At 63.2% G+C, this 19,045-nt stretch carries 17 protein-coding genes; 7 read left to right on the forward strand and 10 right to left on the reverse strand.

What is annotated here, in order from left to right; genetic code table 11:
- Positions 1-5: 5 nt before the first annotated feature.
- Both MHM97_RS20945 and MHM97_RS20950 read right to left on the reverse strand, forming a co-directional pair.
- Entirely contained in the window at positions 6-1,292 is a 1,287-nt protein-coding gene (locus MHM97_RS20945) for a DUF4178 domain-containing protein (RefSeq protein WP_239325260.1), read from the reverse strand.
- Positions 1,289-1,924: a DUF4178 domain-containing protein gene (locus MHM97_RS20950; protein WP_239325262.1), complete on the reverse strand. Its 636-nt coding sequence runs from the start codon at positions 1,922-1,924 to the stop codon at positions 1,289-1,291. The genes MHM97_RS20945 and MHM97_RS20950 overlap by 4 nt, the downstream gene beginning before the upstream one ends.
- Before the next feature lie 326 nt (positions 1,925-2,250).
- On the opposite strand from MHM97_RS20950, the gene MHM97_RS20955 reads away from it, so the two are divergent.
- Entirely contained in the window at positions 2,251-3,279 is a 1,029-nt protein-coding gene (locus tag MHM97_RS20955) for a zinc-binding alcohol dehydrogenase family protein (RefSeq protein ID WP_239325265.1), read from the forward strand.
- A 100-nt stretch (positions 3,280-3,379) separates the two neighbouring features.
- On the opposite strand, the gene MHM97_RS20960 is transcribed toward MHM97_RS20955, so the two are convergent.
- The 7 genes from MHM97_RS20960 to MHM97_RS20990 form a co-directional block, all read right to left on the reverse strand.
- Entirely contained in the window at positions 3,380-4,105 is a 726-nt protein-coding gene (locus MHM97_RS20960) for an SDR family oxidoreductase (RefSeq protein ID WP_239325267.1), read from the reverse strand.
- Between the two features lie 55 nt (positions 4,106-4,160).
- Positions 4,161-4,892 (reverse strand): SDR family oxidoreductase, encoded by a 732-nt coding sequence (locus tag MHM97_RS20965; RefSeq protein ID WP_239325269.1) that lies wholly within the window; start codon positions 4,890-4,892, stop codon positions 4,161-4,163.
- Between the two features lie 80 nt (positions 4,893-4,972).
- A complete protein-coding gene (locus tag MHM97_RS20970; protein WP_239325271.1) occupies positions 4,973-5,950 on the reverse strand; it encodes an ABC transporter permease in 978 nt (325 codons plus the stop codon).
- Positions 5,940-7,442 carry a sugar ABC transporter ATP-binding protein gene (locus MHM97_RS20975; RefSeq protein ID WP_239325273.1) on the reverse strand — a complete coding sequence of 501 codons (1,503 nt, stop codon included), beginning with the start codon at positions 7,440-7,442 and terminating at the stop codon, positions 5,940-5,942. The genes MHM97_RS20970 and MHM97_RS20975 overlap by 11 nt, the downstream gene beginning before the upstream one ends.
- Positions 7,443-7,510: 68 nt before the next feature.
- Positions 7,511-8,422 (reverse strand): ABC transporter substrate-binding protein, encoded by a 912-nt coding sequence (locus tag MHM97_RS20980; protein ID WP_239325275.1) that lies wholly within the window; start codon positions 8,420-8,422, stop codon positions 7,511-7,513.
- A gap of 96 nt (positions 8,423-8,518) precedes the next feature.
- Positions 8,519-9,403: an AraC family transcriptional regulator gene (locus tag MHM97_RS20985; RefSeq protein ID WP_239325277.1), complete on the reverse strand. Its 885-nt coding sequence runs from the start codon at positions 9,401-9,403 to the stop codon at positions 8,519-8,521.
- 347 nt (positions 9,404-9,750) lie between these two features.
- A complete protein-coding gene (locus MHM97_RS20990) occupies positions 9,751-10,788 on the reverse strand; it encodes an NAD(P)-dependent alcohol dehydrogenase (protein ID WP_239325279.1) in 1,038 nt (345 codons plus the stop codon).
- A 495-nt stretch (positions 10,789-11,283) separates the two neighbouring features.
- On the opposite strand from MHM97_RS20990, the gene MHM97_RS20995 reads away from it, so the two are divergent.
- From MHM97_RS20995 to MHM97_RS21020, 6 genes are all read left to right on the forward strand, one after another.
- Complete coding sequence (locus tag MHM97_RS20995; protein WP_239325281.1) at positions 11,284-12,252, forward strand: LysR family transcriptional regulator; 969 nt, start codon at positions 11,284-11,286, stop codon at positions 12,250-12,252.
- A gap of 71 nt (positions 12,253-12,323) precedes the next feature.
- A complete protein-coding gene (gene tsaA / locus MHM97_RS21000) occupies positions 12,324-12,797 on the forward strand; it encodes a tRNA (N6-threonylcarbamoyladenosine(37)-N6)-methyltransferase TrmO (RefSeq protein WP_239325283.1) in 474 nt (157 codons plus the stop codon).
- A gap of 34 nt (positions 12,798-12,831) precedes the next feature.
- Positions 12,832-14,409 carry an ABC transporter substrate-binding protein gene (locus MHM97_RS21005; protein WP_239325285.1) on the forward strand — a complete coding sequence of 526 codons (1,578 nt, stop codon included), beginning with the start codon at positions 12,832-12,834 and terminating at the stop codon, positions 14,407-14,409.
- A gap of 8 nt (positions 14,410-14,417) precedes the next feature.
- Positions 14,418-15,446 (forward strand): ABC transporter permease, encoded by a 1,029-nt coding sequence (locus MHM97_RS21010; RefSeq protein WP_239325287.1) that lies wholly within the window; start codon positions 14,418-14,420, stop codon positions 15,444-15,446.
- Between the two features lie 5 nt (positions 15,447-15,451).
- On the forward strand, positions 15,452-16,309 hold the full coding sequence (locus MHM97_RS21015) for an ABC transporter permease (RefSeq protein WP_239325288.1): 858 nt from the start codon (positions 15,452-15,454) through the stop codon (positions 16,307-16,309).
- Positions 16,306-17,847, forward strand: a complete 1,542-nt coding sequence (locus MHM97_RS21020) for an ABC transporter ATP-binding protein (protein ID WP_239325289.1) — start codon at positions 16,306-16,308, stop codon at positions 17,845-17,847. The genes MHM97_RS21015 and MHM97_RS21020 overlap by 4 nt, the downstream gene beginning before the upstream one ends.
- Before the next feature lie 53 nt (positions 17,848-17,900).
- Here MHM97_RS21020 and MHM97_RS21025 read toward each other — a convergent pair whose 3' ends face one another.
- On the reverse strand, positions 17,901-18,917 hold the full coding sequence (locus MHM97_RS21025) for an NAD(P)H-binding protein (RefSeq protein ID WP_239325290.1): 1,017 nt from the start codon (positions 18,915-18,917) through the stop codon (positions 17,901-17,903).
- Positions 18,918-19,045 lie beyond the last annotated feature (128 nt).

Here is a 19,045-nt window from a genome sequence, read left to right on the forward strand (position 1 = left end):
GCAGGTCAGTCCTCGTCGGTCCAGTCGCATCCTTGCCAGCGCCGCGCATGGTGCAGAACCTGGCGCGCGATCATCAGCGCAAACAATGCTACAAAAAACAGTCCGCTCCTCAGCGCCCAACTGCCGCTGGTCAGGCCCTCTCGCACTGTGAGCGACACTTCTCGGATCGGAGTGCCGGGTGTTGTGGCGGGCCAGTTGCCGGCCTCTGACAGGTCGAGGAACAGCGCATGCGTTCCCGGGGTCTCCGGTCGGAACCGGACGCGGGCGGTCCGGTTGCCCTCGCTCCATCTGCCGTCCTTGTCGCTGCCGGTGTAGTATTCGATGCCGCGCCCGATCCCGAACAGCGGGTCGTCCTCCGGTCCGGTCACTTCCATGTCGAAATCGGCCCAGCTGTTGTTGACGGGGCCGGACAGTTCGATTTCCACCAGCTGGTTGGCGGTCGCAATCGCAAAGGGCACCTCCACGGGCAGGTCATTCACCGCATAGGTGGTGTTGAGCACGGTGCTGCCGCGCCCCCCGCTGAGGAGCAGGGCCAGCAGCAGGCAGAGGCCGGCGCCACAGAGCCAGAGGCGGCGCAGGAAGTCGTGGTTGGGTCCCTTGCGCAAGGGCTGCTCCGGGTGCACCCCGGAGGGGCGCAGTCCGAGATCGGTGCCAAAGGCGTCATTGGCCTCGGCCGGGGTCACGTAGGTGCTGATTTCGACCTCGTCCTCCTGCCCGGTACGGCTGAAGTGCAATGCAGCCCGCGCGGCCACGACGGTCACGGTGGTCACCCGGTCCGCGATTTGGGGCCGGTAGGAGAATTCCCCGGCCACATAGATCGCCTCGCTGGTGGAGGTTTCATAGTATTTGAACCACATGCCGCGAAATTTCAGCCGAGGTTGCGCAGGCGCCCGCTCCACCTCGGCGGGGGTCAGCATCCGTGATGTGCGCACGCGGCGGCTCAGCGTCAGGTGGTCGTTTTCCAGCGTCAGCCAGACATAGCCATGGGTCGGCGAATAGAGTTGGAAATCCACCCAGAGCGCGCTTTGACCGGCCCAGCGTTCGTACTGCTCGATCAGGCCGATCACGGTATAGTCGACGCCGTGGAGGTGGCAGCGCATGCCGATCTCGATCGGCGTTGTGGTCTGGCGTTTGCGATCATGCTGGCCGAGGAGCTTGTAATTGTCCTGCGCGTTCAATGTGCTGCCGCAATAGGGGCAGATGTGAACCTCCACACGCCCGCCGCCCAACACATCGAGCCCTGCCCCGCAGCAGGTGCAGTTGATCGCCACAAGCGCGGCGCTGCGAGTCATGCGCCGGCCTCCCGGATCTGGAGCTCGAACGGATCAATCCAGCAGCCGACAAACCAGGCTTCTCCGCCGGGCCAGAATTCGGCTGACAGCAGGTTGCCATCGGGCCCCTGGGCATTCACGAAGTCATGCGCGTCCTGACATCGCAGCGCCTCGTCGAAACTGCCGCGCAGCGCTTCGCAGGTGGCTGTTTCGGCCTCCACAACGCGATACCGGCTGCCGTCCAGTGTCAGGTGCTCGCCCAGTTGAAACGGCGGGCGGTGCCGGGGGCGTTTCGCCGGCGCCAGCGGCCATTGCAGGACCAGATCGCCCTCGTCCACAGACAGCCAGCAGGAGCTGCCCTCCCCGTCCAGGCCCCAGAATTCGTCCCAGAAGCCGCGGCCATAGGAAAACCGGGCATGGCCCAAGACCTGCATTCTATAGCTGTGCCCCTGTTCCCAGTTGGGGAGGATCAACTGCGCGCCCAATCCGAACATCATCGGTGCCGCGTGCATGTCGCCACCTGTCCCCAAGGGGGTGACGCCCGGCCCATCAAGAACGAGCGTTGTCCCACAGTGGGTACAGTTGGTCATCTTGATGAGCGCCAGTCGCACCGCAACCGAAGATCCGCAATTGGGGCAGCTAAACTCTGTCATGGGCGCAACTTGCGCGAATGGTGCTGAATATCAAGTCTCCATTTGGCTGCGCTGGGGGTGAGATCCGGCCGCGATGGCAAGCGCTGTTCCCCGACCACGACACCGGTCAGAACGCCGGGTTTGGCTGGCCCGGGTTGCTGTATTCGGCAGGGGCGAATTATCCCTTCAAGAATGGGCGCATTATCAGATGTGAAGTAATCACCAAATGTCTTCGTGCCGCAGTCTGGCGGACGCGAGCTCCTCCGGAGCGCGTGTTCCCGTGCCGGGCGTGCTGGCGCTGACCAAGGACGCTTGAACCGGCGTCGCACCAACAAGAGACATATATCATGACGCTTATCAAACGCACCAAAGCCGTGGCTCTGACCCGCTATCTGCCTGCCGATGACCCCGATGCCTTTCTCGATACGGAATTGCCGGTGACGGCGCCGACGGGACGCGAGGTGCTGGTCGAAGTGAAGGCCATCTCCGTCAACCCGGTGGACACCAAGGTCCGCGCGCCGAAGGACAAGGTGGAAACGACCCCCCGGGTGCTGGGCTGGGATGCCTCCGGTGTGGTCGTGGCAACCGGCCCGGAGGCGACGCTGTTTCAACCCGGGGATGAGGTCTACTACGCCGGAGACATCACCCGCCCGGGCTGCAACCAGCACTATCATCGCGTGGACGAGAGAATTGTGGGACACAAGCCCCGAAGCCTGACCCACGCCGAAGCCGCCGCCCTGCCCCTGACCACGATCACCGCCTACGAGGCCCTGTTTGACCGGCTGGGGATCGACCGCGACGGTGCGGACGCGGGCCAGTCGGTCCTGCTGATCGGAGGCGCCGGTGGCGTCGGTTCGGTGGCGATCCAGTTGGCGAAACGCGCGGGATTGACGGTGATCGCCAGCGCCTCGCGCCCGGAAACCATCGCCTGGGTGCAGGACATGGGAGCCGACCACACGGTCAATCATCACGAAGACATGGTGGCGCAGACCCGGGCGCTCGGGTTCCATCACGTCGATCACATCGCGATTTTCAACGATATGCGCCATTGGGACACGGCGGTGGAACTGATCCGCCCGCAAGGGGGGATCGTGTCGATCGATGACACCGACCTGCCAATGCCGATGGCGGGCCTGAAGACCAAGGCGGCCTCCCTGCACTGGGAGTTCATGTTCGCCCGCGCCATGCATCAGACCGCGGATATGATCGAACAGCATAGATTGCTGAGTTTCGTCGCTGCCGAGATCGATGCCGGACGCCTGCGCACAACGGTGACGGAGGTCCTGACACCGATCAATACCGACACCTTGCGGCAGGCGCATCAGGCGATCGAGACCGGTTCTGCCAAAGGCAAGATTGTCCTGAGCGGGTTCTGATCCCGACAGAACGTCACCTCAAGCGGGCGGGAGGCGGGGACACCTCTCCCGCCGCCTTCGGGCTGGTGTGGCGCGAGGCGTTGGGCGGCCTTGCGCCGCCTCAGACGGCGAGAAACCCGCCGTCCACCGGCAGGACCGCGCCGGTGATCATGGCAGATCCCTCTGACAGCAGCAAAGCGACGCTGGCTGCGACCTCCTCCACTTCGGCAAAGCGACCGACAGGATGGCGGACCATCATGGGCTGGGATTTTTCCGGCGCGGACCATGCCTCCACCGCAAGTTCTGTGAGGGTGATGGTCGGCGCGATGCAATTGACGCGAATGCCGTGAGGGCCAAATTCCTTGGCCATGACCCGGCTGGCACCTTCCAGCCCGGCCTTTGACGCCGCATAGCACAGGTGTTCGGCAAACCCCCGATGCCCCGCGATCGAGGTGATATTGACGATCGCGCCGCCCCCACCTGCGGCCACACGCGCGCGCGCAAATGCCTGACAGGTGATCAGGGCTGCCCGCAGGTTGATGCCCAGCACCGCCTCATAACCCGCATCGGTCATGTCGAAACTGCTCTCCAGCACGTTGATGCCCGCGCTGTTGATCAGGAAATCTGCGGGCCCTGCCTCTGCCATTGCATCACGTGCGGACTGCGGGTCAGACAGGTCAGCCTGCACCGTTCGGCAGTCGATTTCGGCGGCGAGGCTCTGAAGGTCGGCCTGCGTGCGGCTGATCGCGATAACGCGCGCGCCCTGCCCCGCCAGATAGAGGGCGCAGGCCCGGCCGATGCCCTTGCCCGCGCCGGTAATGATGACGCTTTTGCCGTCAAAACTCATGACTCTTCCTCCGCTTGATTGAGGTCACCTTTCCGCATTGTCCGTGGCTTGGGCGCTACATGCGCTCAAACGCGGTCGGCATCACGATCACATCGCGCACCGTGACCTGCCGCTTGCGGGTCAGCATGAATTCCAATGCATCGGCCACCTCTTCGGGGTCCATCAGCGCCCCGGCCTCTTTGGCCTTGCGCAGGTTTTCCTCGGGCCAATCGGCCAGCAGCGCCGAAACCACAGGGCCGGGCGACACCTGCGCGACCTTCACGCCATAGGGGATCATCTGGCGGCGAATGCCCTGCATAAAGCTGGTGATCGCCCATTTAGAGCCTGAATAGACCGGCTCCCAATAGGCCGGGTAATGTCCGGCAATCGAGTTTGTCACCACGATGTCGCCGCTCTTGCGCTGCATCATATGGGGCAAGACCGCCTGAATGTTCTTCATCACCGCATTGATGTTGAGGTTCAGCATCCGGTCGATGGCCGCCGGATCGCTCTGCCACAGGTCGCCGCCGATATACGCGCCGGCGTTGCAATACAGGATGTCGATCTGACCCACCTTGGCGAGGATCTCGGGCACCATGGCATTGCAGCTGTCCACGTCCAGCAGGTCGGTCACCTGCGCCACGGCGTGATCGCCATATTTTGCAACCAGATCCGCAAGTGCGGCGGCATTCCGGTCAACCATCACGACCTTGCAGTCATTCCTGAGAAGCATCTCGACGGCGGCCAGACCGATACCGGAGGCCGCACCGGTCACTACGGCGACCTTGCCCTTGAGCGATTGAGACATTCGCGAATTCTCCTGATTTTTGTTTTGGGGGAGATTTTGTGCAGAGGGAGCGGGCGACCACGCGGGGCCGCCCGAAGGACCTACCATTCGCGCCCGATGTAGATGGCGAGCAGGATGATAAGGCCCTTGATGACGTCCTGAAGGTAGGGGTTGATGCCCATCAGGTTGAGGCCGTTGTTGAGGATGCCCAGAAGCACCGCACCGATCAGCGTGCCAAGGATCAGCCCGCGTCCACCGGCAATCGCGGTTCCGCCCAGCACCACAGCCGCAATCGCGTCCAGTTCAAAGCCAACGCCTGCGTTTGGCTGACCGGACATCAACCGCCCGGTGAGGATGAGCGCCGCAAGCGCCGAGGTCAGCCCGGAAATTCCGTAGACCGTGAGCTTGATGAACTGGGTTTTCACGCCAGAGAGCTTGGCCGCGAGCTCATTGCCACCGATGGCATAGACGTGACGCCCAAAGGCCGTGCGCTGCAACAACACCCAAGCCAAGGCGTAGATCACCACCATGGCGATCACCGGCACGGGCACGATCCCGATGCGACCAATGCCAAACCAAGAAATCCACGATGGGATACCAGAGATGGGATAGCCACCCGAATAAAGCAGGCCCAACCCGCGTGCGATGCCCATGGTTGCAAGTGTCACGATGATCGCAGGCATACGCCCCCATGCAACCATGGCACCGTTGAACAGACCAAGGCCGACACCAACGCCCAGCCCCGCCAGAAGCCCGACCCAACCGGGCATCGCCATATTGACCATCAGCCCAGCTGCAAATGTGCCCGACAGCGCCATGACCGCGCCGACGGAGAGGTCGATCCCGCCGGTCAGAATGACAAAGGTCATACCAACCGCGAGGATGCCGACAATCGACACCTGCCTGAGCACATTCATGATGTTTGAAACCGAAAAGAAGTTCTCGGAAGCAAATCCCATCAGGATGGACACCACGATCAGCCCGATCAGGGGCAATGCCAGCGGTGAGTGCAAAATCCGGCGCAGATTGAAGGCGCGACTCGCGCGACCTGACTCGGCCGTAGTGGTGTTATGCGACATGTCGAACCCTCCCCGTGGTGGCATGTGTCATGATGTCTTCTGAGGTTATGGCCGTGCCCTCGACGGTGGCGACGATGCCGCCCTGCCGGAACACGCAGACCCGGTCGGACATGCCGATCACCTCGGGTAGTTCCGAAGAGATCATGATGATGGCATAGCCCTGCGCCGTGAACGCCCGCATGAGCTGGTAAATTTCGGCCTTGGCACCGACGTCGATGCCCCGTGTGGGTTCATCAAAGATCAGCACTTTCATCTGGTGGTTGAGCCAGCGCGCAATCACCACCTTTTGCTGGTTGCCGCCCGACAGGGTGTCGACACGGTCCATGGGGCCTTGTGCTTTGACACGCACCTGCTGCATCGCCGTTTCGGTGTCGGCGCGTTCCTTTTGCAGATCAAGGAACCAATGCCCGCGGCGGTATTTGCCGTAATTGTTAATGGAGATGTTTTGCAGGATCGAGAAGCTGGTGATCAGCCCCTGTTCCTTGCGGCTTTCGGGCAAGAGACCGATCCCCCGTGCCAGCGCCTCTGCTGGTTCGCGAAACCTTATGTCTTCGCCTTCTACCTGAAGCGCGCATTTCGCGGCCGGATAAGCCCCCAGCAATGCCAGCGCGGTTTCCGTGCGCCCTGACCCGACCAGCCCGGCAAAGCCGAGGATTTCACCTTCGCGCAACACAAAATCCGACACCGGACCACCACGTCGCAGCTGCACCTCCTGGCAGTTCAACAGGACCGGCGCATCCTGCGGGATGCTGGGTTTTTCCGGAAAGCTGTTTTCGATCCGGCGGCCCACCATCATCTCGACCAGACGGTCATTGTCGGTTTCAGAGACGAGGCAATCGCCCACATATTCCCCATCGCGCAACACGGTGATGCGGTCGCAGATTTCAAAGATCTCTTCGAGGTGATGCGAGATGAAAATGATCGCAACACCCTGCCGGCGCAGCTCACGCATCACCTTGAACAGATGTGCCACCTCGGAGGGGGTCAGGGTTGCAGTGGGTTCATCCAACACGAGAATACGGGCGTTGAGCGAGAGCGCCTTGGCGATTTCGACAAATTGCTGCTCGGCCACCGACAGTTTCCGGATCGGCACATCAAGCGGCACGTCGACCTCAAGCCGGGCCATAATGTCCTCGGCGCGTTTGCGCATGGCCTTGCGGTCCAGCAGGCCAAACCGCGTGCGCAATTCGCGAGCCAGAAACATATTTTCAACCGCATCCAGATAGGGGATGAGGCTGAATTCCTGAAAAACGATGCCGATCCCTGCGGCGATGGCCTCGTCGTAATTGGCGAACTGGCGCTCCTGACCTTCAATGAGGATGGACCCTGCACTGGGCTGCAAAATGCCCGTGAGAATCTTCATCAGGGTGGATTTCCCGGCCCCGTTTTCCCCAAGCAGCGCATGAACTTCGCCAGCGTTGACCTGAAGATCGACGCCGTGCAGCACCTGAATGGTGCCAAATCTCTTTTTGATTCCGCTCAGTTGCAGCATGACGCACCTGTTGTTGGCCATTGCGGGACAAACCACCCCCGACACTGAGCCGGGGGTGGCGGGTGGTTTTACCAGCTGAAGTCAGCGGCGTTCTCTGCGTCGACGACGCGCACATCGATCGGCACTTCGCTGGGTACAACACGCGCGCCCCACTTTTGCGCCAGCGCCATGGCGAGGCCGACGCGCACCTGATCGCGTGGGAACTGAGCTGTGGTCTCGATGAAGGGTCCGCCCGCGGCAATCGCGGCCACCGCTTCGGGAGCGCCATCAACCGAGGTCAGTTTGATGTCACGACCCGACCCTTGAATTGCAGCCAATGCACCCATCGCGCCGCCATCATTCACCGAGAAGATCCCGGCAAGGTTCTGGTGCGACTGGATCATGTTCTCAACCACGCCGAGGGCGACGGACCGGTCCTGACGGCCGTTTTGGGTATCGACCAGCGTGATCCCGTCATATTCCGCAAGCGCGGCCTTGCAGCCTTCGACCCGCTGGAGGATCGGCACCACCGGGATACCGTCGAGGATTGCCACCTCGCCAGACCCACCAAGCGCATCCGCCAGATACTTGCAGGATTGATACCCCGCATCGCGGTTCTTGGAGCCGACAAACGTATCCACCGGGCCATTGGCGTTTGCATCAACGGCGACGACGATCACGTCCTGCGCTTTGGCCATATGCACCGCACTCTCGATTCCGGCGCTGTCGGTTGGATTGAGCAGCAGAATGTCGATGCCCTGGGTCAGCATGTCCTCCACATCCGAGATCTGCTTGGCCACGTCATGACCGGCGTCGGTCACGACAACCTCGGCGCCCAGATCCTTGGCGGCATCGGTCAATGCCTCCTGCATCGAGACAAAGTAAGGATTATTCATTTCCTGAAATGTCATGCCGATCTTGAGGCCGTCCTCGGCCATCGCCGGCACCGCCATGGCGACGGCCATCGCCGCCGCAGATACGGCTCCTATCATCTGTTTCATTATGGTTCCTCCCAAGTTGTTCCAACAGGCACAGCCTGTCCCTTTCCGAATGGCCCCTCGCCATTCGAATTCACTAAATTCGAATTTCCGTCTGGTTCAGCCCGTTTCCGAGAACACCCCGTTCGCGGCAAAGGTTGCGCGGAACTGCGAGGGCGACATGCCCTTCAGCCGCGCAAAATGACGGTTGAAGTTGGAGAGGTTGGAGAAGCCGACATCATAGCAGATCTCGGCCACTTTGGCCTCTGGTCGGGTCAGGAGCATCTGGCAGGCCAGATCCACCCTGAGTTGGTTTTTGTATCGCACCAGCGTTGAGCCTGTGTGGCGTTTGAAGGACCGCGAGAAGGCGCTGGGGCTTTGATTGACCATCTGCGCGAGGTCTTTTTCGTCGATGTTCTCGGTCAGGTTCTCACGCAGATAGGCAATCGCCTTGTTGACGCCGTTTTCCTGCAAGGACTCTAGATCCAGCTCGTAGCTGAGACTGGCCAGCACCTCCGGTTCCGGCGCGCAGGCCAGCACGTCGAGGATCGACCAGAACAGCGCCAGACGGCGCAGGCCGCGGGCCTCGAACAGCTCCATCATCAATGGTTTGATGCGGTCGGCGGTGGCCTCGTCAAACAGCAGCCCGCGGTGACTGCGATCCAGAAGCGGACGGATCGCGTCCATCTCCGGCATGGCGGCGGCGGCATCCTCGATAAAGGTTTCGGGAAACTGGAGCACAAAGGAACGTTCAGGCACCACCTGTCCCGGTTCGACTTCGGAGATCCAGTTCTGCGGCAGGTTGGGGCCGGTCATGATCAGCTGGCCGGGACCAAATTCGCCAATGTGGTCGCCGATGTAGAAGGTGCCATGTGTGTTCACGACCAGATGGATTTCATACTCGGGGTGAAAGTGCCACCGCACGGTCCGGAACGGGTAGCCATGCATCCAGGCGGCAAAGCTCTCGCCTTTGCGAATATGCACGAGTTCCAGATCGGGTAGCATCGTTTCTCCTCCTTCGTGGCACCCCCTTCCGTCTCCACCCGGAAAGGACCACTCCCCAAACGGTAGCCCCTGCAACGCGGTGGCTCTACCTCAGAACGCGATTTTGGCAGATACTTTTTTGACCGTTGCCCTCGAATAAGCGCCCAGAGCAGGATCGCATGGGCCTGCCCGAAAAACCGAACCGCGCTGCAATGCAGCGCGGTTTGCTTGGGTACGTTGAGATCTGAGCGGTTTTCCGATGGGGCCGGGGCGTTGATGGCGTCACTCGCGCGCGGTGAAACGCACATGCCCGACTTGTACTTTTTCGGCATGCTGATCTCCTCCGGGCGCGTGGCCACGTCGGCTTGTCATTCAGGCATGGCGATCTGCAGCTTCACATCGCTGTCGCGAGCCTCCGCCGCGCGATCAAAGCCCGCGATGCTGTCTTCGAATGGCACTGTCGCCGAAATCAACGGCGTCAGGTCCACCTTCCCCGACGCCATGAGCGCAAGCGCCCGGTCGTAGACATTGGCATAGCGGAACACCGTCTCGATCCGCAGCTCCCGCGCCTGCAACCCGACAATATCAACGGGCACTGGATCAACCGGCATGCCCACCAGAACGATGGCCCCGCCGGGCCGGGCCAGTTCGTGCATGTGCAGAACCGCAGGCGCGGCGCCGGAGCATTCGAACACCACATCCGCACCCCAGCCATGTGTGGCCGTGGCGACCGCCTCTGCCAGAGGCTGGTTGCGGATGTTGACCGTTTCGATCCCGTCATAGGCGGCAATGATGTCCAGTTTCGGCTGTGCCAGATCGGCCACGATCACCCGCGCACAGCCCCCCGCCAGCGCCGCCAGTGCCACCATCATGCCAATGGGACCAGCGCCGGTCACGACCGCAATGTCGCCGGGCTGAATGCGGGCCCGCAGTGCTGCCTGCATGCCGATGGCAAAGGGCTCGACCATGGCGCCTTCGGCAAAACTCACGTGATCGGGCAATTTGTAGGTAAAGGTCGCCGGGTGGATCACCTCCGGCGTCAGGCAGCCATGCACCGGCGGAGTGGCCCAGAAACGGACCGCCGGATCGACATTATAGAGCCCAAGCTTGCTGGCGCGCGACGTGGGATCAGGAATGCCGGGTTCCATGCAGACACGATCACCCGGTTTCAGATCGACGACCGCATCCCCACAGGCCAGCACCACGCCAGAGGCCTCGTGCCCCAACACCATCGGCTCCTGCACCACAAAGTGGCCGATCCTGCCATGGGTGTAGTAGTGAACATCCGATCCGCAGATGCCCACCGTATGGGTCTTGATCCGCACATCGCGCGGCCCGAGCGTGCCGGGGATCTCGAAATCGCGCAGGGCGAGCTTGCCCTTTTCCTCCAGAACCAACGCTTTCATCCCAAGGGCCTCCATCCTGTTGTTGAGCGGCGGGCGCAGCGCGCCCTGTTTCTGTGCTCCACCGGCAAGGCGCGGCTTGTAAACCAAAACCCGCCGCGGCCATGGCATTTTCCAGTGCCGCGGAAATTTCGTATCGGTGCGATGGCGGGAACCGCATAGCCGCGCAGATACTGCACCCTCACACCCACCTCGCAGGGGGCGCATCCGGGCTGATTCGCGACCGGTCATGGTGGGACCCGACGCCAGGGCAGCGCCTCTCAACCGGGATCGACGTCCCGGGAATGCGCCGCACAGGAGCACCCGGGCAGTGTTTCCCCTCGACCTTTGGCGCGCTGACGCGCATGCTGCCCCCGGTTCGCCTGATTCCGCCCGGGTCCGGTTGCATGTAGGCTTGCGTCGTCCCCCAGCCACGACAGGATAAACACCGTACTGTGCGGGCACTACTCTGCCCGCGACAGCACAGAACGGTCTTCAATTTTGCTTGGGTGGTTTTGAGTGTCTGCACGTCCCGATTACAATCTCCTGATAACCCTCGACGCCCTCCTGAAAGAGGGCAGCGTTCTGGGCGCGGCCAACCGGTTGCAACTCAGCCCCTCCGCGATGAGCCGGTCCCTGGCCCGATTGCGCGAAACCACCGGCGATCCGCTGTTGGTGCGCACTGGGCGCAAACTGGTGCCGACGCCCCGCGCCGTGGAGTTGAGCCAGATCACCGCGCAGCTGGTTGACGAGATCGAGGCGGCTCTGAGCCCGCGGCAAGACATCGACCTGAAGAGCGTTTCCCGCGTCTTCACGTTGCGCAGCAGCGACGGGTTTGTCGAAACCTTCGGCCCGAAACTGATTGCCCGGCTGGCAACAGAAGCCCCCGGTGTCCAACTGCGGTTCGTGCAGAAAGAGGCCGACAACAACCGCCCGCTGCGCGATGGCGATGTCGATATCGAAACCGGGGTCATCAGCGAAAACACCGATCCGAACTTTCAGAGCCAGGCGCTGCTGAAGGATCATTTTGTCTATGCCATGCGGCCCGGTCACCCCTGCGCGGCGTCACCCTTGACCACCGCGCAATATGTCAGCTGCGAACATGTGGACGTCGCGCGCCATGCCGATGTCGACAACCAGCGCCGTGGTCCGATCAATGCCGCACTTGCTGGCCTCGGCCACCAAAGCCGGGTCAAAGTGGTGGTCGGCGGCTTTGCCGCGGCATTGTCGCTGGCCCGCTGCACCGATCTGGTGGCAACGGTTCCCGCACATCACACCCGCAACCTGCGTCGCGACCTGTGCAGCCATGCGCTCCCCTTTGCGGTACCTGGCATCACCGTGTCCATGTTGTGGCACCCCCGATTTGACGCGGACCCGCTGCACCGCTGGATGCGCGCGACCCTGCGCGAGATCTGCGCCCAGACCACGCAGGAGGCCCCCGGCCGATCCCCGGACATGACGTCTGATGCAGCTGTGAAGTGCAGATGACGCAACTTCTGAATAGACGAGAGAACAAGTAAGGATTGTGCCGCTCCCTCAGATTGACCGGATGTGGCCTCATGACAAAATCCTCTGCCTCTAGCATTCACCTGGACCCTATCGGCTACCTGCGCACCGGGTTTGAGACGCTGGAGGAGTGTCCGGCCTCCATGATGGGCAACGATGACAGCAGCTATATCGAACTGCTGCCGCGATACGCAGCCGGGCTTCACAACATCGAACTGGCATCACATGTGATCGTGCTCTACTGGCTGCACCTGTCGAACCGCAAACCGCATCTGGAGTCTTCGGGATGCAATGGGCGCAAACGGGGCGTCTTTGCCAGCCGCACGCCGAACCGCCCCAATCCGATCGCGATGAGCGTGACCCGGTTGATCGCCCATGATCAGAACATTCTACAGGTCGCAGGCCTCGACTGTGTCGACGGCACCGCCGTGCTCGACATCAAGCCATACGTTCCTCAGCTGGATCACATCACCGATGCGTCGATCAGCTGGACCCCCCCGCATTCTTCGCCAGCCCTCAACCGCTAGCCCATTCCCTGAACAGACGTCTTTGGAGGATTAAATGGGACCACGATTGAGACCGGCCTTTGGTGTATTGAGCCTGTGCCTGGCGATGATGGCACAGGCGCCACTGGTATCTGCCGACACTGCGGACACTGCGAACCCCAGGCGCCTGGTGATTTCCAACAGCAATACCGACTGGGGCCTGGCTACGCCCTATCTGCAGGCCCGCGGCGGTCTGGGCTATATGCTGACCCATTTTGTGTTCGACAATCTCGTGGGGCAGGACCGATCCGGGGCGTTGGCGCCGGAGCTGGCGCGCGAGTGGGAACTGTCGGACGACGGGCTGAGCCTTGATATCAGGCTGAACCCCGAGGCGCGTTGGCATGACGGCACCGACATCACCAGCAGCGATGTGGCGTTCACCTTTGCCTATATGGCGCAGCATCCGCATCCCTTTATCTCGCTCGACAACATTCGCGGTACCGAGATCCTGTCGCCGGACACCCTGCGCATTACGCTGGCCCGCCCCGACGCAGGCGTCCTGTCCAGTGTCATGGTCGGCATGCCGATCCTGCCCGAACATATTTACCGCGATCAGGACAATCCCCGCACCTTCTCCGAGCCGCGCGCCATGATCGGCTCCGGCCCCTATCGGCTCAGCTCCCATGAGCGCGCCAAGGGCCGCTATGTTTTCTCCGCCGTGGAAAACTACTATGGCGGCGTGCAGAAATACGATGAAGTCATGATCGCAAAGCTCCAGCCCGAGGCCGCCATTCAAGCTGCCGCCAATGGTCAGGTGAATGTGATTTCGGATCTGCCCCACCGCCTGGTGGATTATGCCAAAGAACATGATCTGCAGGTGCAGACTTCGCCGTCGGGCCACGCGATCAAGCTGCGGTTCGATCATTCGGGGCCGTTTGCCGCCGTCCAGCGTCGGCAGGCGCTGGCCTACCTTCTCGACCGCGACGCTTTGGCCGCGATTGCCTATCGCGGTGGCGCCCGCAGCGCGAGCCTTGGGTATTTGCAGGACAATTCGGCCTGGTACGCCCCGGACAGCGTGCTGCGCTACCCGCATGACCCAGACCGGGCCGCTGCGCTTCTGCGCGAATCCGGCTGGACCCGCGACGACGACGGGGCATGGCAGCAGGATGACACGCCGGTCACATTGCGCCTGGTCACCAGCGGGCGCGAGGAAGCGCTGGCGCAGGTGATCAAAGACCAGCTGGAGGCCTTCGGACTGGAGCTCAGCGTGCGGGTGATGGAACGCGGCGCCTTGCGCAAACAGCAACCCGGCAAGGATTACGACCTGATCCTGGCGGGGGGCAGCACCCTGGGCGATCCGGTGACCATCCTGGAGCGGGTCTTTGGGACCCGTTGGAACAACGAGCGCTATCGCGATGACGGCACCTTGCGCCAGCTGGCCATGGCCCAGGCTCAAAGCCTTGATCCGGACCGCCGCGCCGCCCTTTTGGCAGAGTTTCAACAGCTCTACTCCCGCGAACTGCCTGCGATCATGCTGGTCAATGTCAACCGCACCGTCGCCCATGACAACGGAATCGAGCCATGGTTCTTTGATGAGGGCCTCGCGATCGGCATTCCCGTGGCAACGCATAAATACATGCTGCTGGAAGACTGAGCGGCCGCATGTCAGGGCACATCTCCCCCACGGCCCGGCAGGAGGCTGGCGCGGCGGCGGCGCCCGCCGGTGTCGCCCTGACGCTGCTGCGCAGCCTGGTGCATCGCATTGCCGTGTTTGGATTTCTGCTGGTGCTGATGTCGGTGCTGCCACGGCTGCTGCCCGGCGACACGCTGGATGTGCTGATGGATTCCGACGTGCAACGCGAGCTTGCGGATGACGATCTGCACGCGCTGCGCGACCGGCTCGGGTTCGGCGGCTCCTTGGCGGAACAGGTTGGTCGGGATTTGCTCCGGCTGCTGCGCGGGGATCTGGGGTATTCCCTGCTCCACGGCGCACCTGTTCGCCGATTGCTCGCGGAGGCGCTGCCCTGGACGGGTTTGCTGATCGCGGCGGCCACCCCCGTTTTCCTCGGTCTCGGGATCATGCTCGGGGTCGAGGCCGGCCGGCAGCCCGGATCACGTGCCGATCGGGTGCTGACCGCCGGCATGAGCCTTCTGGCCAGTATTCCGCCCTTTGTGACCGCCATCGCGCTGCTTCTGGTTTTTGCGATCCTGTGCCCGGTGCTGCCCGCAGGCGGGGCTGAGCCGCTGTTTCCCGCCGCGACACCCTGGCTGCGGGCATTTGAGATCGCCCGCCACGCGGTCCTGCCCGCCCTCGCCCTGGCGCTGCATGAGGTGGTGCGCTATTTCTTTGTGCTGCGCGGCGAGGCTGCGGTCCTGTCGCATCGCGCCTTTGTGGTGAACGCCCGCAGCCGCGGTATCAGCGGCTGGCGCGAGCGGCGCGACTATTTCAGCCGCAACCTGCTGCCGGTGATCTGCGCCCGGCTGGGCCAGTCCGTTGCCACGCTGTTTACCGCCAGCCTCTTTGTCGAGGTGATCTTCGCCTATCCCGGTATCGGGTCGCTGACCTATCAGGCGGTGCTGGATCGCGATTACGCCTTGTTGCAGGGGGCCATTGCAGTGCTCGCCGCTCTGGTGCTGAGCCTGAACTGGCTCTTTGATGCGCTCACCGAAACGCTCGCGCGCAGAGGGTAGCCACCATGTCCGCCCCGGTTTACTCGGACCACGCCACGGAACGGGCCCGACCCCGCCTCACCCTTCAGCTGCTGGGCATCGTGGCGCTGAGCACGCTGGTGCTGCTGTTGCTGATCGCGACCCTTGGCAACCTGATCCCCCCCTATCTGACCAGCACCGAGACACTGCAACCGCCGTCCCAGCGCCATTGGCTCGGAACCAATGACATCGGCCAGAGCGTGATGACCGGCCTCCTGCGCGCCGCTCCGGTCACGATCGGGCTGGCGCTGGCCACCGCTGCACTGGCCCTCTTGATCGGGATCACCATGGCCGGGCTGGCCGTCATGTTCCCCAAGGTGGGTCGCGTGATCGTGCTGCACCTGACCGATATGGCCGAGATCGTACCGTCGATCCTGTTGCTGCTGCTGCTGTCCGCCTGGCACCAACCCGGCGTGATCGAGATCATCCCGTTGATGGCGTTGCTGACGTGGCATGACGATGTGCGAATCCTGCGCTCCGTGCTGCTGCGCGAAATGGGCCGGGAAAACATCACGCTCACACGGCACATGGGGGCGCGCTGGCCCTATCTGCTGCTGCATCACATCCTGCCCGCCATCCTGCCAACGCTCACCGGCCTCTATCTGCAGAACGTGGTACAGGCGACGATGCGGGTGGCGGGATTGGCGTTCCTCGGACTGACTGCCGCAGATCTGCTGACCTGGGGCAGCATGTTGCAGGACGCGATGGGCTATCTGCATACGCCGGCCTGGACATGGCTGCTGCTGCCGCCGGCCTTTTGTCTCACCGGGTTTCTGCTGCTGCTGATGGCGCTGGACCAGCAACAGGCACGCCGTAGCTCCCACCGACAAGGATCCGCCCCATGATCGAACTGCGAAACCTCTGTCTGCATGCAGGGGAGGACACGATCCTGAAGGACATCAACCTGACGGTTCGAACGGGCGAAACTCTGGCGCTCATCGGCCCCTCCGGCGCGGGCAAAAGCAGTCTCGCGCGGCTGTTGTTGCGGCTGCTGGACGGTCAGGGTGCCTGCCCGCACAAGCACCTGTCCCCGCGTGCGCGGTTTCACTGGTCCGGGCAGGCATGGCTCGCGGGCTCCGATGTGCTCAGGGCGCGCGCTGCCGAGGTTCATGCGCTGCGGGGGCGGCATATCGGTCTCATCGTGCAACGGCTCACCGATGCCCTGAACCCGCAGTTGACGGTGCGCGCCCATATTGCCGAAGTGCTTGCCCAGCACCGGATCACCGCCCCCACCCCCGAGGAGATTTGCGCCCGGTACAACCTGCCCCCGTGCGTTCTCGATCAGCGCCCCGCAAGCCTGAGCGGCGGAGAGATCCAGCGTGTTCTTACGGCGCTGGCCCTGTTGCCGCAGCCCAGTTGCCTCATCCTCGATGAACCCACCGCAGCGCTTGATCCGGCCAATCAGGCGCTCACGCTCAAGGCCATGCAGCACGGCCGCGCGGATCGGGCACAGATCCTCATCAGCCACGATCCGGCAGTTGCGGTCTCTCTTGCCAATCAGATCGCCGTTCTGGAGCGTGGTCGCATCATAGAAACCGGCCCCGCCCGCCAGATCCTGCGTGCCCCGCAGCAGGCGCTGACCCAAGCGCTGTTGGGGCAGGCCCCGAGGACGACGCCCCCGACCGCGCCTGCGCGGCCTGGTCCCGTCGTGCTTCGGGTGCATCGGCTGTCCCACAGCTACGGTGCGCGCCCGGTGCTGCGAAACCTGACCCTCAGCCTGCGCGCCGAGGCCTGTCTGGCTGTTGTCGGACGCAGCGGATGTGGCAAGTCCACTCTGGCAAAACTGATCGCGGGGCTGGAGCCGCTGCAATCCGGCCAGATCGACTGGCCCCGCCCGGATGCAATCGCGCACACCGCCCGGCACCGGGTTGGCTATGTGTCGCAGTTCCCGCATCGGGCGCTCACCGGGCATTTCTCCGTGGCCGAGACCCTGGCCGAAACGCAGGCCCTGTCGCAACACCGCCTGCGCTGGTTCCGGCGTCCCCGCCATGGTGACCCCGCGGATGAGCAGGCCATGACAGACGCGTTGAACGCGGTGTCGCTCCCCACCGGGGCGGCCTTTCGGGCGCGGCGCACCCGCGATCTTTCCGGGGGCGAGGCGCAACGGCTCTGCCTTGCGCGGGCGCTTATGGCCGATCCTACGGTCATCATCGCTGACGAACCCACCTCCGCCCTCGACGGTCGCTCCAAGGCCGAGGTGGTCCAGACCTTGCAGGATCTGAAATCACATCGGGGCAAGGCACTTCTGCTGGTGACCCATGACCCATGGGTGGCCGACACTTTGGCCGATCAGCAGCTGGAACTGCAGCAGATGTCACTGTCGCCGCGCGCGGTAGAAATGCCGCCGCAACCGCTCCCCTCGCCCACGCAGTCCCTGTCCTGAGCCGCGCCCAGATGCACCCAGACGCGACCCGGGATCTATGATCCAGCGATTGGCTAGTCGGCGACGGCGTCTCGCAGCGGTGCATCCGCCGCCGTCAGGGACAGGCTCTGGAAAAAGCGGCCCAGCATGTCCTCGATCGGCGTGAACCTCACCCCGAGGCTGTCCCGGCGCGAAAAATCATACAGGGTGGGCAGATGTGGCACATCTCCGTTCGGCGCAGGCAGGCCCGTCGCGGGCACGTAGCGCGCGATTTCCTGGTAGATCCGGGCCCAGGTCCAACTGTCGCTCAGGGTGAAGTATCGCCCCGAAACCGCCGGCGTCTCGCAGGCGGCCAGCGCAAAACGCGCCAGATCCGCCGGATCGGTCAGGGACATGGAGCCGGAAGGCACCTGCCGATGCCAGCCCGGCTCCCCTCGGGCCAGCGCGGCCAAAAACCGCAACACATGCCCCTCCATGTGCCAGGGCAACAGGGCCGGTGCGACCATCATGCTCGACAGCAGCGTGGTCAGACGCAGGCCCACCTGATCCGCCGCTTCCTGCGCGGCCTGTTCCAGTGCCGTCTTCTGCGCTTGCATGTATTTTCCCGTCGCGCGCTGATCTGCCAGCGAGGACACATCGCGCAGCTCGTTCAGGACGGGGGAGGGTGTGGCCGGCGCGGCAGAGGCGGTGCTGGAACACAGAACCGCCGCCGAGACCTCCGCCTGACCCGCGATCTGCAGGATTTGGCGACAGGCGACCTTGGACGGGGCGACAATCTCGCGCCAGGCCCGCCCCGGCTCCAACTCCGCCACAGGTCGCCCGTCACGCCCGCTTCGCGGCGTCGGGAAACAGGCCAGAATGACCGCCTCAGCACCCGTCAGCGGTGCGATAAAACTGTCTGGCGATTCGGTATGTGCCTGAAAAATCTGCAAGCGGTCCGAGGCTCCCGGGAATCTTCGCAGCCGCTCAGCACGGTGCACATCCCGAACGGTGGCATGAACCCGATATCCCTGGTGCAGGGCTTCGTGAACCATATACGCCCCGGCCAGTCCGGTTGCGCCCGCAATGCAAATGGTCTTTGGCTCCGACATGTCCGGCACCGCCTTCTTGCTTTGGTTGAATCTGTTATTTTCGCACCCTAGCAAGGTTGTGCTCAATCGGGGCATCGATTTTCCTGAACGCCCGTCTCAGCAAGCCTGAAGCCGCCCGGAGCCCTGGG

This window comes from Epibacterium sp. Ofav1-8 (assembly GCF_022348185.1).
Classification (GTDB): Bacteria; Pseudomonadota; Alphaproteobacteria; order Rhodobacterales; family Rhodobacteraceae; genus Epibacterium.